At 65.0% G+C, this 18,948-nt stretch carries 11 protein-coding genes; 9 read left to right on the top strand and 2 right to left on the bottom strand.

What is annotated here, in order from left to right; translation table 11 throughout:
* Positions 1 to 63 precede the first annotated feature (63 nt).
* Positions 64 to 2,184, top strand: coding sequence for a TonB-dependent siderophore receptor (locus tag EAG14_RS05445; protein WP_121728295.1), 2,121 nt, complete (start codon positions 64 to 66; stop codon positions 2,182 to 2,184).
* Between the two features lie 92 nt (positions 2,185 to 2,276).
* Here EAG14_RS05445 and EAG14_RS05440 read toward each other — a convergent pair whose 3' ends face one another.
* On the bottom strand, positions 2,277 to 4,430 hold the full coding sequence (locus EAG14_RS05440) for a M48 family metallopeptidase (protein WP_121728294.1): 2,154 nt from the start codon (positions 4,428 to 4,430) through the stop codon (positions 2,277 to 2,279).
* Positions 4,431 to 4,725: 295 nt separating this feature from the next.
* On the opposite strand from EAG14_RS05440, the gene EAG14_RS23565 reads away from it, so the two are divergent.
* The 8 genes from EAG14_RS23565 to EAG14_RS05405 all read left to right on the top strand — a co-directional run bounded on the left by EAG14_RS23565 (position 4,726) and on the right by EAG14_RS05405 (position 18,408).
* A complete protein-coding gene (locus EAG14_RS23565) occupies positions 4,726 to 5,334 on the top strand; it encodes a porin (protein WP_256371476.1) in 609 nt (202 codons plus the stop codon).
* A complete protein-coding gene (locus tag EAG14_RS23560) occupies positions 5,238 to 5,954 on the top strand; it encodes a porin (RefSeq protein ID WP_256371475.1) in 717 nt (238 codons plus the stop codon). Before EAG14_RS23565 ends, EAG14_RS23560 begins: the two co-directional genes overlap by 97 nt.
* A gap of 106 nt (positions 5,955 to 6,060) precedes the next feature.
* The gene (locus EAG14_RS05430) at positions 6,061 to 7,638 is read left to right on the top strand and encodes an esterase-like activity of phytase family protein (protein ID WP_121728293.1); all 1,578 of its coding nucleotides are present in this window, start codon (positions 6,061 to 6,063) and stop codon (positions 7,636 to 7,638) included.
* A gap of 635 nt (positions 7,639 to 8,273) precedes the next feature.
* Positions 8,274 to 10,469 carry a TonB-dependent siderophore receptor gene (locus tag EAG14_RS05425; protein WP_121730311.1) on the top strand — a complete coding sequence of 732 codons (2,196 nt, stop codon included), beginning with the start codon at positions 8,274 to 8,276 and terminating at the stop codon, positions 10,467 to 10,469.
* A 275-nt stretch (positions 10,470 to 10,744) separates the two neighbouring features.
* Positions 10,745 to 11,482 (top strand): DUF4198 domain-containing protein, encoded by a 738-nt coding sequence (locus tag EAG14_RS05420; RefSeq protein ID WP_121728292.1) that lies wholly within the window; start codon positions 10,745 to 10,747, stop codon positions 11,480 to 11,482.
* A 138-nt stretch (positions 11,483 to 11,620) separates the two neighbouring features.
* Positions 11,621 to 13,756, top strand: a complete 2,136-nt coding sequence (locus tag EAG14_RS05415; protein WP_121728291.1) for a TonB-dependent siderophore receptor — start codon at positions 11,621 to 11,623, stop codon at positions 13,754 to 13,756.
* A gap of 131 nt (positions 13,757 to 13,887) precedes the next feature.
* The gene (locus tag EAG14_RS05410) at positions 13,888 to 16,059 is read left to right on the top strand and encodes a TonB-dependent siderophore receptor (RefSeq protein ID WP_121728290.1); all 2,172 of its coding nucleotides are present in this window, start codon (positions 13,888 to 13,890) and stop codon (positions 16,057 to 16,059) included.
* 183 nt (positions 16,060 to 16,242) lie between these two features.
* Positions 16,243 to 18,408, top strand: a complete 2,166-nt coding sequence (locus EAG14_RS05405; RefSeq protein WP_121728289.1) for a TonB-dependent siderophore receptor — start codon at positions 16,243 to 16,245, stop codon at positions 18,406 to 18,408.
* A 43-nt stretch (positions 18,409 to 18,451) separates the two neighbouring features.
* Here EAG14_RS05405 and EAG14_RS05400 read toward each other — a convergent pair whose 3' ends face one another.
* Complete coding sequence (locus EAG14_RS05400) at positions 18,452 to 18,721, bottom strand: hypothetical protein (RefSeq protein WP_162995919.1); 270 nt, start codon at positions 18,719 to 18,721, stop codon at positions 18,452 to 18,454.
* Positions 18,722 to 18,948: the final 227 nt, after the last annotated feature.

Here is an 18,948-nt window from a genome sequence, read left to right as displayed (position 1 = left end):
CAACAAGCGCTAGCAGCTACAAATTCAATAGCAATATTTCAAACATCGGGGAGGAGAAGCACCATGCGCATGCACCCACTGGCCCTTGCGGTCTCGCTGCTAGCCACCATGGCGATGGCCCAGCAAACCCAGGCACAGACCACCACCGCACTACCCGAGGTGAAGGTGACCGACGGCGCCGACAGCGCGGCCACCGAAGGCTCGGGCCAGTACACCGCCCGCGAGGTGAGCGTGGGCAAGCTGGTGCAGTCGCCCCGCGAAACGCCGCAGTCCATCAGCGTCATCACGCGCCAGCGGCTTGATGACCTGAACATCACCAAGCTCGAAGACGCCGTCAAGCAGACCACCGGCGTGAACGTGACGCGCCTGGACGGCGCGGGCAACTACAACACCATCCAGGCCCGCGGGTTCGACATCGGCGCCATCCAGCTCGACGGCATTGCCATCCCACAGGGCGCCAACTTTGCGACGGCGCTGGACACCGCCATCTACGACCGCATCGAAGTGCTGCGCGGCCCCTCCGGCCTGCTGCAAGGCGCGAGCGAGCCGGGCGGCACCATCAACCTGGTGCGCAAGCGTGCGCGCAGCCAGCTGGGCCTGTCGGCCAACCTGTCCGCAGGCGCGTGGGACATGCGCCGTGCCGATGTAGACATCACCGGCTCGCTCAACGCCACGGGCAGCCTGCGCGGGCGGCTGGTGGTGGTCTCTGATGAGCGCAAGAGTTTTGTGGACACGCTGTCCAACGACAAACAAGCGGGCTATGGCACGGTGGAGCTGGACATCAACGCAGCCACCACACTGTCGGTGGGCCACACCCGCCAGCGCGTGCGCGCCACCATCGACCAGGGCCTGCCCGCCTATGCCGATGGCCGCCTGCTCGACGTGCCCCGCTCCACCTTTGCCGGGCTGGCGCGCAACCAGCAAAACCTCGACACCACCGACACCTTTGCCGAGCTGGAACACCGCCTGGCCAATGGTGGACTGGTGAAGCTGGCGGCGCGCCAGGTGCAGCGCGAATCGTTCTACAGCGCCGCCCGCGCCAACTCGGCCGTGGCCGCCAATGGCAGCTACCAGATGCAAACGGTGGACTACCTGCAGGAGAACACCGACCGCAACTACGACGCCTACCTGACCACGCCGGTGCAGTGGCTGGGCCGCACCCACCGCGTGCTGCTGGGTGCCAGCCACAGCCAGAACAACAGCCTGGGCGGCAACTACGTGTACGGCCCCACGTCCACCGCCAACATCTTTGCGCCCAACTACATCGCACCCTACCCCGTGCTGACGCTACCCGGGTATGACAGCGACACCCGCCGCACCGAGAACGCGATGTACGGCCAGGCCCAGCTGAGCGTGACCGACCGCGCGCGCGTGCTGGTGGGCGGGCGCCTGTCGTGGGCCAAGGTAGAGACCGTGCGCCTGAGCGACGGCAAGATCACCTCCACCGCCAACCCGGGGCGGCAGTTCATCCCGTCCGTGGCGGCACTGTATGACCTGAACGCACAGACCACGGCCTACGCCAGCTATGCCGAGACCATGGTGGTGCAGTCTGCGTTGACCGCTGCTGGCAGCCTGCTGCCCCCGCGCACGGGCTCGCAGGTCGAGCTGGGGGTGAAGGGCGAATTCCTGAACAAGCGCCTGCAGGCCCATGCGGCGGTGTTTCGCATCCTCGACAGCGACCGCGCCATTGCCGACCCGGTGGTGACCACCGCGTCCATCCCGGGCGGCAAAGTGCGCAGCCAGGGCCTGGAGATGGAAGTGAGCGGCCAGGTGGCGCCCGGCTGGGATGTGCTGGCGGGTTACGCCTACACCGACACCAAGTACCTGCAGGCACCCGCTGCGCAGCAAGGCCAGGTGTTCAGCCCGGTCACCCCACGCCACAGCCTGAACCTGTCCACCCGCTACGCCTTGCGCAGCCCCGGTTTGCAGGGATGGAGTGTGGGCGGTGGCGTGTCGTATCGCAGCGAGTTCTACGCACAAAGTGGCGCGCTGCGGCTGGTGTCGGGCGACTATGCGTTGCTCAACGCACAAGTGGCCTACCAGATCAATGACCACCTGGGCGTGAGCCTGACGGTGGACAACCTGCTGGACAAAACCTACTACGAAAAAGTGGGCAACTTGGGCCGCCAGAACTTTTACGGGGAGCCCCGCCGCATCACCGTGGCACTGAAGGCCAAGTACTAGTCCACCGAATCAGTGCAATCGAGGGTACGCCGGGGCTGCAGGGTGAGGGCTGCGCATTTCGGCGCAGGCGGGTGGCTCGGCCGCCGCTGTGCTTACATCGACGCCAGATGCTGGCGCGCATGCCAACCCGAAAGGTAGCGCTGCACCGCATCGTGCAGGGCCTCCAGGTCCATGCCTTTGACTTTGGTGGTGCCCACCACCAGTTTGTTCTTCTGGGGGCGGTAGGTGACACGGCGCAGGTTCGTGTGGGGGGCCTGCAGGCGCGGGGCGGCAGGGTCCAGGTCAAAGGTCATGACCATGTTGGAGCCGTTGACCACGGTGGAAGAATAGTTCGCCACGGCTGACCAGGGCACCACCTGCGGCCAGCCCGGCACGCGCATGCCCTCGGCCGTGAGCTGCATCACCATGACCGATGAGCGACGCCAGAACAACCAGGCCATACCTGCCAGCCCACCAAAGCAGGCCAAGGCAATCATCACCACATCCTGCACACGGGCAAACGACTTGCCCGCCACGAGGGCCTGGACGGTGATGGCCACGGCGCTGATCAAAGCCACCAGCGCCAGCCCACCAAACAGCCACACATTGCCCCGGCGCTCATACAGCTCCAGCGAGCCTTGCGCTTGCTGCACCGCCTCGGCCAGATCCTTGCGCACCTGCTCGTTGTGCTCTTGCGCCACGCCTTTGAAGTCATTCAACAGCCGTGCCTGCAGGCCCTGGCTGTCGGCGAACAGTGAGCGCACCCACACCAGCGCCTGCGCATCGGGCTGCACCAGGGCGGCTTGCACCATGGCATCGGTCACGGGGGCGTTCACGGCCTTGGCGCGTTCCAGCGTGGGGGGGTGGGTGTCGGTCGGGTGCACGGTGGCCACTTCGGTGGCGAAGTTGGGGGCCGTCAGGCCCTTGGCCTGCACAGCGTCGTGCAGCATCTGTACCACGTCACTGCCCACTTCTTGCGGGCGGCGGCCAATCTCATGGAGGACATCGCTCACCACCTCATGCAAGGCCGTCACGCGCACCAGCGAGCGGGCGATGGCGTCGCCGCTGACCAGCTTTGCCGCCACTTGGTCGGCGGCAAACTCGCGCTCGCGGCTCCAGTGCTTCACCGCCAGGTCAAAGCGCTCCAGCAGGTATTCGATGAACGAGGTGGCGGGCAGGTCCATCCACGGGCTGCTGTCCTCGCGCCCATAAATGGCGTGCAGGCTGGCCACCAGCCGCTGGTAGATGGGCGAGAACTGCAGGCTGTAGGCCGTGTCGGCCCCGGCAAAGTGGCCCAGCTCGTGGGCCAGGATGGCGCTGATCTCATCGCGCTGCAGCAGCGACAGGTAGGTGAGCGGCAAGTACATCGTCTCGCCCGTGAGCTGCTGGCCGCTGGGCACCAGGCGCATGGCATGGGCCGTGACGTAAAAGCCATCGGTCAACCCCACCACCAGGTGGGCGGGGGCTGCGGCACCGGCGCCCTGGGCCAGGGTGTCCACATAGGCCCACAGCGCGGGGGCCTCCTGGCGCGACACGGTCACGCCCATCACTTCGCTGGGCTCATCGTGCAGCTCTTGCAGCGACTTGTACAGCGCGCGCAGCAACGTCGCGCCGCACCACAGCACCGTACCCGCCAGGATCAAGATGAGCGCCTGGAACTTCATCTCACCCTTGCCTGCATGGCCCAGGATCACCACCTGGTACGCCACGCCCAGGCGCACCACCAGCAGCGCCCCCACCGTGGCCAGCAGCAGGCCCATGTGCACCGTGAGGTAGGTGGGCAGCAGGTTGCGCCAACGGGCAAACTGCACCATCAACGCATCGCGCGACTGCAAAGCCCGGCGGCCTGCGGCGTTGACGCCCCACAGCCCTGCCAGCGCCACCAGGGCCGCCAGCACACCCATCACCATGGCCACGATGCTGGCCGGGCGCACCACCGACGCCACCTGGTCATGGGCTTCGCTGTCGCCCTTGGTGCTTTTGGCGATCTGCTGCAGCTTGAGCGATGCAGAGAAACCGCTGTACTTTTGCCCATCGATGGTGAGTGAGGCGCGCGGGTTCTCGGCCAGTGCGGCCTGGGCCTGCGCCACCTCTTGCAGCAGCTGCAGCTGCGCTGGAGACAAAGCCGGGTGCTGGTACTGGCGGTACTCCCACAGCCCGATGCCAGACAGCAGCAAGGGAATGCACACCGCCCACAGCACCAGCTGTGCGCTGCTGGGCAAGCGGTTCCAGGCCTTGCGGAATTTTTGACCCAATGAAGATGCCATAGTGATTTGAATCGTTGGTTTGAATGGACAGGTAGGGCGTGGCCCAGAGGGTGCGCAAAGCGCACAGTGCCGGGCGCACAAGGGCTGCCTCCACGTCAGCCCCCCCCCGCGCAGCGAGCCCCATTGCCAGGGCCAGCACTGCAAGCGGGCCGATTCTGCCGCCACCCTGGGCCGCAGCGCGCAGCCCGCGCAACCAAGAAGCAACCGTTTGTGTATTTGTGCACGAAGGGGCGCGTGCATCGCATTGCCTGTCACCGCCCTGGCTTTCATGCCATGCACCACAGCTGTAACAAATATGACTTATGCGTTGTTTAAATTGGTAACAGCGGCTGCCAGAAAGTCACCGTCATCCTCTTCGATCAATTCAACTCATATCACGGCAATGAAAACAAAAAAAACGCGCTCGCACTACCTGGCACTTGCCATTGGCACATTGGTGACCTCTGCTTCCAGCTTGGCATTGGCGCAATCCTCCGTCACCGTTTTTGGCGTGGTGGACGTCGGCATCACCAGCGCCAAGGTTGGCAACGCCAGGCTCAATGCATTGAATTCCAGCCAAGGCAAGACCAGTCTGATTGGCTTTCGCGGCACTGAAGACCTCGGCGGTGGCAACCGTGCTCAGTTCTGGCTCGAAGGCGGCCTCAACCCAGACACCGGCAGTGGCGGTAGCAACGGCTCTTTGGGCTTCGAGCGCCGCTCCACCATCGGGCTCATCAACGACTCTTGGGGAGAAATCCGCCTGGGTCGTGACTACACCCCAGCTACAACATCTTTACCGCTTTTGGCGGCCCCGACACTACGACAGGCGTGCAGGCCAACCTGTTCCAGACGATCCGCCAGACTGCCTATAGCGCAGCCAGCCAGAGCGGCACCGTGGACCGCACGCGCATCAGCAACTCCGTAGGCTACTTGCTCCCGCAGGACTTGGGCGGTGTCTACGGCCAGGTCGCGGTTTCCTTTGGTGATGAAAACGCCTCCAACTCTGGCGCAAGCAAGGCGCGCAAATACGTCGGGGGTAACCTGGGCTATCGCTCTGGGCCACTGAACGTTGGCATCGGCTACGGCAAGATGAACGGCACTGCAGCCGTGACTTCGCCCAGCGCCATTGCCGCAACCAGCGATCTGGAAGATTTGGTGCTGGGCGCTTCCTACAACTTCGGTAGTTTCGTGCTCAATGGCGGATACAACAGCCTGAAGTGGGAACCCGCCAACGGCACAACCTCCGGGAAGGTCGATGGTTTCTACCTGGGCACCACCATCCCGGTGGGGCCGGGCAGCCTTCGCATCAAGTACGCCAGCGCCAAGTTCAGTGGTAACGCCACAGCCCTCACTCGCAGTGGTGGCAAGTCCGACAAGTATTCCGTCGGTTACGTCTACGACTTCTCCAAGCGCACATCGTTGTACGCAGGGGTTGCACGTGTCAGCAACAAAAACGGTGCCAGCACTGGCCTGATCGGCGGTCCCGCAGGTGTGGCAAATACCGGATCGACCGGTTTGGACCTGGGCATCAGCCACTCTTTCTGAGTCGCACAACGCTTCTTTCCATCACGAAGTCGCCAAGGTTGAGCAGGCCCTTGTCCACGAGGGCCTGTTTTTTTTGGGGCTTCCACTTCTCCAAGCCATTCTCACCATGCGCCACCTCACTTCTTCATCCTGCTTGATGGCAGTGACCGCCGCGGTTGCCTTGCTGAGCGCCTGCGCCAACACCCGCCCATCCGATGTCGCCAGCTCCGAGACGGTCACGCAGACCACCGGCGTTGGCAGCATCAGCGCCATCGTCACACGCCAGGACATCCAGTTCGACGACAAGTTCTATTTCCCCTATGAAGGTCACCACCCTGCCACCAAGGCCGATTTCCCCAAGGGCTTTCTGCCGGCCTACGGTTCCGGCCTGGCCTTGAAGGGCAGGCGCGCCGACGGAACGCTGGAGTTCTACGCCATCACCGACCGCGGCCCGAACGCCACCACCGGCCCCATCACGCAGATCACCGACGGCTCCAACCCCATGGGGTTCTCCAGCTCCACGGTGTTTCCTTCGCCCAACTTCACACCGTCCATCGGCGTGATCACCCTCGGCAAGGACGGAGCCAAGCTCGTCTCCACCCTGCCGATCAAGTTCAGCGCCACGCAAAATGCCAATGGTCGCGTCCAGCCACGCGGCATCACAGGCAACACAGGCGAACAAGTTTTAGACGACTCCTTCACCTACCCCGGTAAGGCCAAGGGCTACAGCGAGTTCGGCCTGGACACCGAATCCGTGGTGGTGGATACCGCACGCAATGCGCTGTGGGTGTCCGACGAATACGGGCCCTTCATCGTGAAAATTGATCCGGCTACCGGCATCATCCAGAAGAAATACAAGCCCGGCACTGGTGAGGCCGATCTGCCTGCCATCCTTGCCAAGCGCCGTGCCAACCGTGGCATGGAGGGCCTCAGCATTGATCTGGCCAGCGGCAAGCTGCACGGGTTCCTGCAAAGCCCGCTGAACGACGGCAAGGCTGACTACACCACCTCAGCCGTTCCTGACGCGACCGGCAAGTCGGAAAACGTGCGCGATTACGCCCGCTTTGTGCGCTGGGTGGAGTTTGACCCGACGACAGAGAAAACCCGTCTGTTTGCATTGCCCGTGGACAGCAGTTGGTACAGCCAGGGCAAGACCGGCAATGCCAAATTTGGTGATGTGGTCTCTCTGGGCAAGGGCAAGTTCATCGCCATTGAGCAAGGCACAGGCAAAGACAAAAAGGGTTTTAACGATTTAGTGTTGATTGAGTTTCCGGCCAACGCTACCGACATCACCGCGCTGGGCTCCGACCTGGAAAAGAGCAGCATGATAGGCAAGCCGGTCCATGGGGCGGACTATTCCAAGGTAGTGGCGCTGAAGAAAACCCGGCTCTTCAACTTGAATGCCACCGGCTGGACGGCCGAGAAGGCCGAGGGCTTGGCACTGGTCGACGACCACACCTTGGCGCTGACCAACGACACGGACTTCGGTGTCTCGCTGGCCGTGCTGGATACCAGCGGCAAGGAGATCGAAGGCTCCGACGTGACCCAATGCACGGTAGATGCCGACGGCAAAATCGTGAACGATGGCCACTGCGCCAAGGGTGCTGCGAGCCTGCGCTTTACCACCAATGACGTCAACGATCGCGCCCAGCGACTGTGGACCTTTCAGTTCAGCAAAAAGTTGAGCGAATACGGCGCTCACTGAACTACCGTGGCTGCGCAAGCGGCTTTCTGCTTCAGTGCGATGCGCCGCTGCACCGGCTCAGTCGACCCGATCGCACGAAGGCTGGCGCTTGTCTGCGCGGGCCGTAGCGCACATCCCAGGCATGGTGGCTCAAGGTGATGGCAGGGACTGAAATGCCTTTGCAATGGGGCGTTTTCTTGCATCCCCCTTCACCCTTGAAGATTCCGATTTTTCGCGCCCACGGCGGTCTTCTTTCTCAACGCTGCGCCATCGCTGACCGCTGCGACCCGCCGACCGCACTGTTGCAATCACACACAAAATCGATAAAAAGAACCATTCTCATTTAGAATGTAGCCTCACTGCGAGCCACCGCAGCGGGCACTCAGGCGACACGCCGCCCCGCGCACCAGCCAGCAATCGCCCTTCACCCCTTTCGCGGGCTGGACAGGGTTGGAGATGGGCTGGCCCTGCGCTTTTCTTTTCCATGGCCTGCGCGCCCTCCTCCGGCCCACACCCAGCTGCCCCGGGGCCAGGGCTATCGCCCCCTCTGACGACACCGCTGCCACAGCGTGCGCCCTGCGCACCAAACGCTGCCGCCGCGCCTTCGCTCTGGGTCCATCGCCATGCATTTCTTCACGCCTTTGGGTCACTCTTTCATGCACAGCCAACGTCGCCCCGCCCTCCAACCCACCGCCTTGGCTGCCGCCCTGGCCTGCCTGCTGACGGTGTCTGCCGCCCACGCACAAGACACGGCAGACAAAGCCCTGTCCACCGTCACCGTCAACGCCAGTGCCGACGCATCGGCCCAGGGCCTGTCGCCCGCCTACCCCGGCGGCCAAGTGGCGCGCGGCGCGCGTGCGGGCATCCTGGGCACGCGCGATGCGATGGACACGCCGTTCTCGGCCATCAGCTACACCAACGAATTGATCCTGGACCGTCACGCCCGCAGCGTGGGCGATGTGCTGCAAAACGACCCCACCGTGCGCGTGGCGCGCGGTTTTGGCAACTTCCAGGAGTCGTACTTCATTCGCGGCTTCCTGCTCGATTCGGACGACACCGCCTACAACGGCCTGTACAGCCTGCTGCCACGCCAGTACATCGCCACCGAGCTGTTTGAGCGCGTGGAGGTGTTACGCGGCGCATCGGCCTTCTTGAACGGTGCCAGCCCCGCAGGCGGCGGCATTGGCGGCAGCATCAACCTGCTGCCCAAGCGCGCGCCCAACGAACCCCTGAACCGCGTGAGCTTTGGCGTGGGCAGTGGCGGCAGCACGCAGCTGGCGGCCGACATTGCCCGCCGCTTTGGGCCGGACGGCAACACCGGTGTGCGCCTGAACGCGGCCACCCACAACGGCGGCACCGCCATCAACGACGAAGACGCCAAGCTAGGCCTGCTGGCTGTGGGCCTGGATTGGCGCAGCCGCGATGTGCGTCTGTCGGGCGACATTGGCTGGCAAGACCACAAGCTCAAGCGCACCCGCACCAACGTGACGCTGGGGGCTGGCGTCACCAGCGTGCCCAAGGTGCCCGACAACCAAACCAACTACGCCCAGCCCTGGAGCTACTCGAACGAGCGTGACACGTTCGGCACCTTCCGTGGCGAATGGGACATCACCCCCGACGTGACCGCCTGGGCCGCTGCCGGTGCGCGCCGCAGCGAAGAGGCCAACTCGCTGGCCAACCTCACCGTGAACAACGGCAGCACGGGTGCGGCCACCACCTACCGCTTCGACAACACCCGCGAGGACAGCGTGAACACCGGCGAGCTGGGCGTGCGCGGCAAGCTGCAAACGGGCAGCGTGGGGCACGAATGGGTCGCCACCGCATCGGTGTACGACTTTGAAAAGAAGAACGCCTACGCCATGGACTGGGGCAACACCCAGGCCACCAACCTGTATGGCCCCGTGTCCACCAACCTGCCTGCCTTCAGCGCGGGCACGCTGTACGGCGGCAGCTTGGCCAACCCGCTGCGCACCGGCACCACGCGCCTGACCAGCTTTGCCGTGGGTGACACCCTCACGCTGCTGGACAAGCGCCTGCTGCTCACCGCTGGCCTGCGCCACCAGAAGATCAACATTGCCAACTACCTGTATGCCAACAGCGCCCTCACCGACCGCTACGAGCAAAGCCGCACCAGCCCCCTGCTGGCCGCTGTCTACAAGCTGGACAAGAGCGTGTCGCTGTACGCCAACTACGTGGAAGGCCTGAGCCAGGGCCAAACCGCCCCCAGCACCGCCACCAACCGGGGCGAGATGCTCAAGCCCTACGTGGCCAAGCAAAAGGAAGTGGGCGTGAAGTACGACGCGGGCCGCGTGGGCGGCAGCCTGGCCTTCTTCAGCACCGACAAGCCCCGTGCTTACCTGGACGCCAACAACCTCTTTGGCACCAACGGCAAAGACCGCCACCAGGGCCTGGAGCTGGCAGTGCAGGGAGAAGCCACCAAGGGCCTGCGCCTGCTGGGCGGCCTGACCTGGCTGGACGCCAAGCAGCAGACCACCGGCTCTGCCACCACCGACGGCAAGCGCGTGATTGGCGTGCCTGAGGTGCAGGCCAACATTGGCGCCGAATGGGATGTGCCCGGCGTGCGCGGCCTGGCCGTGGACGGCCGCCTGGTGCACACCGGATCGAGCTACGCCAACGCTACCAACACGCTGAAGGTAGGCGGCTGGAACCGCCTGGACCTGGGCGTGCGCTACCTCACCGAAATGCAGGGCAAGCTCGTCACCCTGCGCCTGCGCATCGACAACGTGGCCGACAAGAACTACTGGGCCTCGGTCGGTGGCTACCCCGGCTCAGGCTACCTGACGGTGAGCGCACCGCGCACCGTGAGCCTGAGCGCCAGCGTGGACTTCTAAGCCCTCCAGGGCCTACCTGGGCGCAGGCTCTGCGCAGCCCGCGCCCAGCACACCCATCGCCTGACGCCGTGAAGCCGTACAGGCCCGCAGCCCCTGCAAAACAGGGGGCTGCACCCAAAGGTTTTAAGCAAAAACAGCCACCAACGCTTATCTAACAAGCGCAGGCAGCTATCAAAACATGAGCATTTTCGACCCCACCCACGTGGGGCGGGATGTGCTCGCCCTGTGATTTCTCAAACCCGTTTCGTTGAACCCACCGCAAGGAGCTGACTGACATGAACCAACCTTTGAACACCCGCACCCCAGGCCTGGCCCGTAACCTGCTGGCCGCCGCCCTGCTGGCCACCACCGGCCTGGCCGCACAAGCCCACCAAGTGTGGCTGGAGAACTCTGGCGGCCAAGCCAAGCTGCACTTTGGCGAATACAACGACAACCTGCGCGAAACCTCGCCCGGCCTGCTCGACAAGTTCAAGGGCGTGCCGGTGCTGGAGCAATCAGTCGCAGGCGCCAAGCAGCGCGTGGAAGGCCAGCTCACCAAAGAAGCCTTCACCTACACCGCCGCTGCGAATGCCGAGACACTGTTTGCCGACGCCGCCTACCCCGTGATCGACCGCACCAAGGCCAACCTGCCCGCACTGCTGTGGAAACCCACTGCCCGCTGGGTGGCCAGCCTGGCCCAGCCCGTGGCCCCCACCGCCGCGCTGGACCTGGTGCCCACCGGCAAGCCCGGTCAGCTCAAGGTGGTGTTCAACGGCGCCCCGCTGCCCAAGGCCAAAGTCGAGCTGGTGTCCCCATCAGGCTGGGCGCGCGAAGCCACCAGCGGCGACGACGGCACCGTCACCTTCGCCCTGCCCTGGAAGGGCCAGTACGTGGCCGAGGTCAAGCACAGCGACAAAACCCCTGGCGAGGCCCAGGGCCAGAAGTACGGCGAAGTGAGCCACCTCATCACGCTGAGCTTTGTGCAAGCCGAAGGCATGGCATCGCCAGCGATGCCTGCGGCCCACGCGCACTGAGCCGTACACCGCGCTGGCTGGCTCTGACGCCACCGGCCACCCCCATGGTGGCCGGTGAGCACCGGTGGCGCGGAGTTGCCCCATTTTTGGCCTCACGTTTGGCCCATTGCAACCCATTGCGCCCCATCGCACAGCACCATGATTCACCCCCATTTCTTGCGCACGGCCGTAGCCCACGCCGTGATGCTCGCCATGTGCGGCACAGCCTGGGCACAGACCAGCACAACGCCCGCTGCCCACACTGCAGAAGCCCCCACGGCAGCGCCCTCTTTGCGCCAAGTGGACGTGGTCGACTCCACGGCGGGCGCAGCGGCCACGCCTGCGCGGCGCGCGCAAAGCAGCTCGCGCCTGGGCCTGTCGGTGCTGGAGACGCCGCGCTCGGTCAGCGTGATCGACAACGCGCTGCTGGAGCAGCAGATGGCGACCACCGAGCGCGACGTGCTGCGCAACGCTTCGGGCGTTTCTGCGCGCAGCGAGTACTACGGCTCGTACTCGCAGTTCGCCATCCGGGGGCTGTGGGCCAACAACACCTACAACTTCCTGCGCGACGGCGCCAAGTTCGTCCACCTGCTGGACCCGCCGCTGTTCAATATCGAACGTGTCGAGGTCATCAAGGGGCCTGCCGCGCTGGAGTTCGGCCAGGTCGCACCGGGCGGCCTCGTCAACTACGTGAGCAAGCGCCCCCAGGCCGACCCACTGCGCACCGTGAAGATCGGTGCAGGCAGCGATGGCTGGCGCAGCGCCGAGTTCGACCTCACAGACCCGCTCAACGCCGATGGCACGCTGCGCTACCGGCTGGATGGCGGCGCCAGCCGGGGCGGCAGTTTTGTGGATGGCAATACCCCGCACAAACAGGGCGTGGCGGGCAGCCTGGAGTGGCAGATCACGCCCGACACTGTCTGGCGCGCGCAGGCGGAGACCCAAAGCGCCGACGGCATCTCCACCTCGGGGCTGGCCGTGCCCGACCCCAAGAACCCACGCAGCGCCGATGCGCTACCGGTGGGCGCGTTCTACGGCGAGCCATGGTTGAAGACCGACGGCCATCTGCGCTTTTACTCCACCGAGCTGCAGCACCGTTTTTCAGACCAGGTGGAAGCGCGTGTGCACTTGTCGCGCAACGAAACCTTTCGCAACGTGAACATCGTCTCGCCCATGGGCCCGGTGACCAACGGCCGGGTGGCGCGCACCTACTGGATGGCGCCGGGACAAAAATACACGTCGGACACTGCGCTGGCCGAGCTGCGCGCTCAGCTGCAAACCGGCGCCGTGAAGCACACGCTGCTGGCGGGTGTGGACTGGCGCACCATCTCTGGCTTTTACGGCGCGCGCACCTCGGGCAATCTGGGCAGCATCGACCTGTACAACCCCATCGCAGGTCTGGTGCCGCCCGTGGCCTCCACCGGCGTGGGCAAGCTCTCCTCCGACGCCCGCAACACCGGTGTTTTCGTGCAAGACCGCATGGTGTGGGGCGACTTCGGCTTGCTGCTGGGCCTGCGGCATGACCAGTTCAAGGACGTATACACCACCCCCATCACCGACGTGAGCAAGACCCAGCCCAGCGCCGCGCTGAGCTGGCAAGTGCAACCCGGCAGCATGCTGTACGCCAGCCATGCACGCTCCTTCCAGGCCAACTCGGGCACGCTGCTGTGGGGCGACCGCGCCGCGCCGCCGTCCGAAGGCAAACAGTTCGAAGTGGGCTGGAAGCAAGAGTGGCTGGGGCAGCGCCTGATGACCACGGTCTCGGCATTTGACCTGGAGTTCACCAACGCCCCCGCCGCCGATCCGGAACACACGGGCTACTCCGTGCTCACGGCACGCCAGCGCATCAAAGGCGTAGAGCTGGAGCTGCAAGGCCGCATCAGCCCCGGCTGGACGGTCACCGCCCAGACCAGCTTCCTGGACCCCAAGGTGCTGACCGACACCACGGCCGGCGCCAACGTAGGCAACCGCATCCAGCAGGCCACGCGCCGCACCGCATCGCTGTGGACGCAGTACCGCGTGCCGCAACTGCCAGGCCTATGGGTCGGTGGTGGCCTGGTGCACCAGGGCGACAAATTCACCGCCAACGACAACAAATGGCGCCTGCCCGGCTACACCGTGGTGGACCTGGCGATGGGCTACCAGTTCGCAGGCGGCGTGCGGCTGCAAGCCAACCTGAAAAACGCAGGCAACCGGCGCTACTACATAGACGGCACCACCACGGCCGCAGGGTTTGGCGCCGTGGTACCCGGCCAGCCGCGCAGCCTGCAGGTGTCGCTGGACTACACGTTCTGACGCTGCACCGTGCTCGCAGTGCCTACCCCACCGCGCACTGCGGGCGCCCTGCAAGGCCAGCGCAGCCCGGCGCACATGCCACGCGCACAACGCGCGCCCTTTCGTGTTTTTATTTTTGGAAAGACCACACCATGACCCCATGCACCACCCTGTGCCGCACGGCCATCGCACAAGCCGCCCTGCTTGCCCTGTGCGGCGCAGCCTACGCACAAACGGCCAGCGATGCTACGGCCCCGTCGGCAGAGAAGGCCTTGGCCCCCGTTACGGTCAATGCCAACGGGGGAAAAGAGAACCCCACCGGTCCCGTCACCGGCTTTGTGGCCAAGCGCGCCTTGAGCGCCACCAAGACCGACACGCCCTTGCTGGAAACCCCACAGGCCATCAGCGTGATCACCCGCGACCAGATGGAAGCCCAAGGCGTGCAAACCCTGCGCCAGGCCACGGCCTACACGGCGGGTGCCGTGTCCAACTACTTCGACAGCCGCGTGGACAGCTTCAAGGCACGGGGCAGTGACGTGAGCCAGTACCAAGACGGGCTGCTGCGCAGCTACGGCACCTACAACACCAGCCGCCCCGACCCTTACACGCTGGAGCGGGTGGAATTTTTGCGCGGCCCCACCTCGGTGCTGTACGGCCAGGGCAGCGTGGGCGGGGTGCTCAACCTCAGCAGCAAGCGGCCCCAGGCCGAGCCATTGCGCGAAGTGCAAGTGCAGCTGGGCAACTACAGCCGCAAGCAAATCGCCACCGACCTCACGGGTGCACTCGACCAGGAAGGCCAGTGGCTCTACCGCCTGGTGGCCGTGGGCCGCGACAGCGGCAGCCAGGTCGACCATGTGGACGACAACCGCGTGGTGCTGATGCCCTCACTCACCTGGAAGCCCAACGCCGCCACCTCGCTCACGCTGCAAGGCTTGCACCAAAAGGACAAGAGTGGCTCGCTGATCGGCTTCTTCCCCTGGCAAGGTACGCAACTGCCCAACCGGTATGGGCAAATCCCCACCAACACCTTCATCAGCGAACCGGGCTGGGACGCCTACGACACCACCAACAACTCCTGGGGCTACCTCTTCAGCCACCAGTTCAACAGCGACTGGACCCTGCGCCAGAACCTGCGCCGCACCGTGAGCGAGGTGGACTACCGCACCCTGTACACCAGCTTCGCGGCCAACGCCGCTGCAGGCCGCCCCGCTCGCCCTGTGTTCAACAGCGATGGCCGCACCGTGGTGCGCGATGCGGTCTGGCAATTCAACACCGGCCGCATGCTGCTCATCGACACACAGCTCGAAGGCAAGCTCAAGGCAGGCAGCACCGAGCACAACCTGCTCACCGGCATCGATATCCAGCGCAACCACACAGGCCAGTCGGTCTGGCGTGGTCTCGCATCGTCCATCGATGTCTACAACCCTGTGTATGGCAACTTCACGCCCCCCACGGCATCGCAACTGGTGCGCCAGCCCAACGTGGAGCAAAAGCAGCTGGGCTTTTACGCGCAAGACCAGATCAAATGGGGCCGCTGGACTGCCACGCTGGGCCTGCGCCACGACAGCGCCCAGACCGAAACCGAAGGCCGCCCTGCCGCAGCCGTGGACGACAAGGTCTGGACCAAGCGCGCGGGCGTTACCTACCAGATGGATGGCGGCTGGGCACCGTACGCGGGCTACTCCGAATCCTTCCAGCCCCTGGGCGGCGTGGACGTGTATGGCACAGCCTACAAGCCCCAGCGCGGCGAGCAGTGGGAGGCTGGCGTGAAGTGGCAGCCGCCGGGCCAGGGCATCAGCGCCTTTGCCGCGGTGTACACCCTGCGCGAGAAGAACCGCAAGACCAGCGACCCCAGCAACCCGCTCAACAGCCTGCAGATTGGCGAGGTGAAGGTCAATGGCTTTGAAACCGAAGTGCAGGCCAGCCTGGCCCGCCAGTGGGACTTCACCCTGGCCTATGCCTACACCGACGCCAAGATCAGCCGCAGCAATGCAGGCGACCAGGGCCTGCCCGTGGCCAGTGTGCCCAAGCACACCGCATCGGCCTGGCTGAGCCACCGCTTTGCCGCCGAAGGCCGTGGCGGCTGGACGGTGGGGGCAGGCGTGCGCTACACCGGTTCGCAATGGAGCGGCACCACCGCCATCAGTGCACCGGCAGCCACCATTGCCGACGCCATGCTCGCCTACGACGCAGGCGACTGGCGCCTGGCCTTCAACGTGGCGAACCTGACCGACAAGGTGCAGATCACCCAGTGCCAAGCGCGCGGGGATTGCTTCTATGGGCAGGCGCGCACCTACACGCTGACGTCGACCTACCGCTTCTGAAGCGCCCCCCGCCCGCTCCCCGGTGCCAAGGCGTGCCCGCCCTGGCACCGGGCCCGCCCGCCGGGCCTGCGCCCCTGCCAAGCCAGGCCAGACCCCAAGCGGTATCCCGCGATCGAAGCAACGCGGGTCGATCACACCACTGGCCCTCCAACGGTTCTCCAACCTTCTACCCATGTAAAAGCCATGACCACATTCACCACCCATCGGCCCGCGCTGACTGCCGTGGCGCATGCCACCTTGGCGCTGCTGTGCGCCTGCGCAGCGCAGGCGCAGGCGCAAAGCGCTCCAACACCGGCCGCCGACAAAGCCCTGCCCTCGGTCACCATCAATGCCGCAGCCGAAGGGGGCGAAACCGCTACCGGCCCGGTCACCGGCTTTGTGGCCAAGCGGGCCCTCAGCGCCACCAAGACCGACACGCCGCTGCTGGAAACCCCGCAGGCCATCAGCGTCATCACGCGCGACGAGATGGAGGCGCAAGGCGCGCAAACGCTGCGCCAGACCACGGCGTACACCACCGGGGTGGTGTCCAACTATTTCGACAGCCGCCAGGACTCGTTCTCGGCACGGGGCAACGACCTGTCGCAGTACCTGGACGGGCTGCTGCGACAGACCGGCTACTGGAACGACACCCGCCCCGACCCCTACACGCTGGAGCGGGTCGAGGTGCTGCGCGGGCCATCGTCCGTGCTGTACGGCAAAGGCACCGTGGGCGGTGTGCTGGCGCTCACCACCAAGAAGCCCCTGGCCGAAACCCAACGCGAAGTACAGATCGAACTGGGCAACCACCACCGCAAGCAAATCGCCGCGGACCTGACCGGGACCATCGACAAGGACGGTGAGTGGCTCTATCGCCTGGTGGCCGTGGGGCGCGACAGCGACACCCAGGTGGACTACGTCAAGGACGACCGGGTGGTGATTGCCCCATCGCTCACCTGGAAGCCCAACGCCGCCACGTCGCTCACGCTGCAGGCCACCCACCAGCGCGACAAAAGCGGCTCGCTCATCGGCTTCTTTCCGTGGCAAGGCACGTTGCTGCCCAACACCTACGGCCAGATTCCGACCTCCCGCTTCAATGGCGAGCCGGGCTGGGATGCCTACAACGCCAGCAGTGACGCGATTGGCTACCAGTTCAGCCACCAGTTGAACGACAGCTGGACGCTGCGCCAGAACCTGCGCCGCACGGTCAGCGATGTGGACTACAAGACGCTGTGGACCAGCTTCTCTCCGCGCCCCGTGTTCACGGCAGACAACCGCACCGTCCAGCGCGATGCCAACTGGCACCTGGGCAACGTGCGCATGCTGCTGGTAGACACCCAACTACAAGGCAAGCAGCAGTGGGGCGCCACCGAGCACAACCTGCTCATGGGCATGGACGTGCAGCGCGTGCGCTCGGGTGCATCAGACTGGTTCCAGTCCAACGCGGCCGACCTGGACCTCTACAACCCCGTGTACGGCAACTTCACTCCGCCCACGGCGGCAGACCTGACCCTGCAGCCCAGCGTGAGCGAGCGCCAGCTGGGCTTCTATGCCCAAGACCAGATTCGCTGGAACGCCTGGACCTTCACACTCGGCCTGCGCCACGACAAGGCCCGCTCTGCCACCGATGACAGCCCCGAGGCATCGACCGAAGACAAGGCCTGGAGCAAGCGCGCAGGCGCCACCTACCAACTGGGCAACGGCTGGGCGCCGTACGTGAGCTACGCGGAGTCATTCCTGCCGGTTGGAGGCGTTGACTTCTACGGCAAGCCCTACAAACCCACACGCGGCAAACAATGGGAGGCTGGCGTGAAGTGGCAGCCCGCAGGCCAGGGCATCAGCGCCTACGCAGCCCTGTACCAATTGCGCGAAACCAACCGCAAGACCAACGACCCCGCCAACCCCATGAACAGCCTGCAAGTGGGCGAAGCCAAGGTGCGCGGCCTGGAGGCCGAAGTCAAGGCCAGCCTGGCGCGCCATTGGGATGTGAGCCTGGGCTACGCCTACACCGATGCCCGCATCTCGCGCAGCAACGACGGTGACCAGGGCCAGCGGCTGGAGAGCGTGCCAAAACACACTGCATCGGCCTGGCTTTCACACCGCTTTGCCAACGCAGGCCGCACCGGCTGGACGGTGGGCGCAGGCGTGCGCTACACCGGCTCACAGTCAAGCAGCAGCGGCACGTATGCCATCAGCACCCCGGCCTCCACCATCGCCGACGCCATGCTCGCCTACGACGCTGGCGACTGGCGCGTGGCCTTCAATGTGGTGAATCTGACCGACAAGGTGCAGATCACCCAATGCCTGGCCCGTGGGGACTGCTTCTATGGGCAGGCGCGGACGTATACGCTGACGTCGACCTACCGGTTTTGAATGGACAGCGTGCGGGGTGTCCCCGCACGCTGGAGTTCAGCCGTCACAGGTCGGGCACTTCACCTGTCGCTGTGCCATGAATGAATTGCCTGCAGGTGTCAGCGATTCCTTGGGAGAAACTATCGGGGTCCACCCCGTCGTCTTGCGCAAACTCGGTCATCGCAGCGCACATGGCTTCAAAGTGCTTGGAGGCAATCGTATTGCGCTCGTACCGCTTTTGATAGCGCTCCAGAAGCTCTCTCGCGCTCTCCGAATGCTCGGCCAACGCGCTCAGATACTCGGCGTACTTAGCCTCCACAGGGGCTTGTGCCATATGGTCCGTCCACAGACGCCAACCCACTAGCAGAGCGAGGACGACAATACCGAAAGCGATGAGAGGACCCCACTCGCGTGCGAAAGATCTGGGTTGCGGCAAGGACGATGAGGTCGAAGAAGGCATGGAGACAATGTCGAAAGCGTGGGACCGCAGCTTGCGCAGCAGGTGCAGAAAGACGCGAAGCCTACCGCATACCGGCCTTGTGCAAGCACGCGGTGCCGAAC

The sequence above is a fragment of the Acidovorax sp. 1608163 genome (assembly GCF_003669015.1).
In the GTDB taxonomy this organism is placed as follows: Bacteria; Pseudomonadota; Gammaproteobacteria; order Burkholderiales; family Burkholderiaceae_C; genus Acidovorax.
This window is presented reverse-complemented; position numbering and strand designations above follow the sequence as displayed.

Coding starts and splice junctions, on each gene's coding strand:
- EAG14_RS05400 (WP_162995919.1), bottom strand. CDS start 18,721: ATGGCACAAGCCCCTGTGGAGGCTAAGTACGCCGAGTATCTGAGCGCG.
- EAG14_RS05430 (WP_121728293.1), top strand. CDS start 6,061: ATGCGCCACCTCACTTCTTCATCCTGCTTGATGGCAGTGACCGCCGCG.
- EAG14_RS05420 (WP_121728292.1), top strand. CDS start 10,745: ATGAACCAACCTTTGAACACCCGCACCCCAGGCCTGGCCCGTAACCTG.
- EAG14_RS05445 (WP_121728295.1), top strand. CDS start 64: ATGCGCATGCACCCACTGGCCCTTGCGGTCTCGCTGCTAGCCACCATG.
- EAG14_RS05415 (WP_121728291.1), top strand. CDS start 11,621: ATGATTCACCCCCATTTCTTGCGCACGGCCGTAGCCCACGCCGTGATG.
- EAG14_RS05410 (WP_121728290.1), top strand. CDS start 13,888: ATGACCCCATGCACCACCCTGTGCCGCACGGCCATCGCACAAGCCGCC.
- EAG14_RS05440 (WP_121728294.1), bottom strand. CDS start 4,430: ATGGCATCTTCATTGGGTCAAAAATTCCGCAAGGCCTGGAACCGCTTG.
- EAG14_RS05425 (WP_121730311.1), top strand. CDS start 8,274: ATGCACAGCCAACGTCGCCCCGCCCTCCAACCCACCGCCTTGGCTGCC.
- EAG14_RS05405 (WP_121728289.1), top strand. CDS start 16,243: ATGACCACATTCACCACCCATCGGCCCGCGCTGACTGCCGTGGCGCAT.
- EAG14_RS23565 (WP_256371476.1), top strand. CDS start 4,726: ATGACTTATGCGTTGTTTAAATTGGTAACAGCGGCTGCCAGAAAGTCA.